Source organism: Nakamurella sp., assembly GCF_048594475.1.
In the GTDB taxonomy this organism is placed as follows: domain Bacteria; phylum Actinomycetota; class Actinomycetes; order Mycobacteriales; family Nakamurellaceae; genus Nakamurella.
In genome coordinates, this window is sequence record NZ_JBMDXT010000167.1 from 1 (window position 1) to 2460 (window position 2460).

Sequence of the window (2460 nt, forward strand, 5' to 3'; positions counted from 1 at the left end):
ACCGGCACCAGGCTGATCTTGCCGCGGGCGTCGATCTCGACGATCTCGACCTGCAGCTTGTCGCCGACGTTGACCACGTCCTCGACCTTGTTGATCCGCTTGCCGCCGCCCAGCTTGCTGATGTGCACCAGGCCGTCCCGACCCGGCAGCAGCGAGACGAACGCGCCGAACGCGGTGGTCTTGACCACGGTGCCCAGGAACCGCTCGCCGACCTTGGGCAGCTGCGGGTTGGCGATCGCGTTGACCTTGTCGATCGCCGCCTGCACCGAGGCACCGTCCGCGCCGGAGACGAACACGGTGCCGTCGTCCTCGATCGCGATGTCCGCGCCGGTCTCCTCGGTGATCGAGTTGATCATCTTGCCCTTCGGCCCGATGACCTCGCCGATCTTGTCGACCGGGACCTTGATGCTGGTGATCCGCGGCGCGAACTGGCTCATCGGGTCCGGGGCGTCGATCGCCTCGTTCATCACGTCCAGGATGGTGAACCGGGCGTCCCGGGCCTGCACGAGCGCGCCCCGCAGGACCTCGGACGGGATGCCGTCCAGCTTGGTGTCCAGCTGCAGCGCGGTGACGAACTGCCGGGTGCCGGCGACCTTGAAGTCCATGTCGCCGAACGCATCCTCGGCGCCGAGGATGTCGGTCAGGGCCACGTACTGGGTCTTGCCGTCGACGGTGTCGGAGACCAGGCCCATCGCGATCCCGGCGACCGGGGCCTTGAGCGGCACCCCGGCGTTCAGCAGCGCCAGCGTCGAGGCGCACACCGAGCCCATCGAGGTGGAACCGTTGGAGCCCAACGCCTCCGAGACCTGGCGGATCGCGTACGGGAACTCCTCGCGGGACGGCAGCACCGGCACCAGGGCCCGCTCGGCCAGCGCGCCGTGCCCGATCTCGCGCCGCTTGGGCGAGCCGACCCGGCCGGTCTCACCGGTCGAGTAGGGCGGGAAGTTGTAGTTGTGCATGTACCGCTTGCGGTTCTCCGGCGACAGCGTGTCCAGCTGCTGCTCCATGCGCAGCATGTTCAACGTGGTGACGCCCAGGATCTGCGTCTCGCCCCGCTCGAACAGCGCCGACCCGTGCACCCGCGGCAGGTAGCCGACCTCGGCCCCCAGGGTGCGGATGTCGGTGAGCCCGCGGCCGTCGATGCGGACCTTCTCGCGCAGCACCCGCTGGCGCACGCTCAGCTTGGTCACCGACCGGAAGGCGTTGCCCAGCTCGGATTCCCGGCCGGCGAAGGTCCCGCCCAGGTTCTCGTAGACCTTGGCCTTGATCGCGTCGACCGCGGCGTCGCGCTCCTGCTTGCCGGCGATGGTCAGGGCCTGGCTCAGCTCGTCCCAGACCAGCCCGGCCACCGCGTCGTAGGCGTCCTGCTGGTACGGCGGGAACAGCGGGAACTCGGCGACCGGCTTGGCCGCCTTGCCGGCCAGCTCGTTCTGGGCCTGGCACAGCACCCGCAGGAACGGCTTGGCGGCCTCGAGCCCCTCGGCCACGACCTCCTCGGTCGGCGCGGTCGCGCCGCCGGCCACGAGATCGACGGTCTTCTCGGTCGCTTCTGCTTCGACCATCATGATCGCGACGTCATCGCCGGCGAGCCGGCCGGCGACGACCATGTCGAACACGGCCCGCTCCAGCTCGGAGTGCCGCGGGAAGGCGACCCACTGGCCGTCGATCAGCGCGACGCGAACGCCGGCGACCGGGCCGGAGAACGGCAGGCCGGAGATCTGGGTGGACGCCGACGCGGCGTTGATGGCCAGCACGTCGTACAGGTCGTCCGGGTTCAGCGCCATCACGGTGATGACGACCTGCACCTCGTTGCGCAGCCCGTTGGTGAACGTCGGGCGCAGCGGGCGGTCGATCAGCCGGCAGGTCAGGATGGCGTCCTCGGACGGGCGCCCCTCCCGACGGAAGAACGAGCCGGGGATGCGCCCGGCGGCGTACATCCGCTCCTCCACGTCGATGGTGAGCGGGAAGAAGTCGAACTGCTCCTTGGGGTGCTTGCCGACGCTGGTGGCCGACAGCAGCATCGTGTCGTCGTCCAGGTAGGCGGCGACGGCGCCGGCGGCCTGCTGGGCCAGCCGGCCGGTCTCGAACCGGATCGTCCGGGTGCCGAACGAGCCGTTGTCCAGGACGGCGGTGGCGCTGGTGGTGGTGGGATCCGACATGTGGCTCCTTGGTTGCCGGCGCGCCGAAGAGGACGCAACCGGGGTGGTGGGCCACACCGTGCGGGTCGAAGGGCCAGGCGGGCGCCCGGGCGGAGCGCCGGCCATCGATCGAAGCCAGCGGAACGGTCGACAGATCTCTCGCGTTCCGATGGCCACTACCGAGGACCGGCCTGAATGCATCGCCGCGGGCGGACTGGCCGTTCGGGCGGGCGGTGTGACCCTGATGGATGTTCAGTTGTGGGCCGGGCGGGGGGGGGCGGGGGGGGGGCCCCCGCCGGGGGGTGCTTGGGGGGGCCCCCCC

1 protein-coding gene is annotated in these 2460 nt (G+C 70.7%); it reads right to left on the reverse strand.

Annotated features, from left to right (window positions below; all coding sequences use genetic code 11):
* On the reverse strand, positions 1–2159 hold a 2159-nt coding region (locus ACOJUF_RS08420), incomplete at its 3' end, for a polyribonucleotide nucleotidyltransferase (protein ID WP_420121411.1).
* Between the last annotated feature and the right edge of the window lie 301 nt (positions 2160–2460).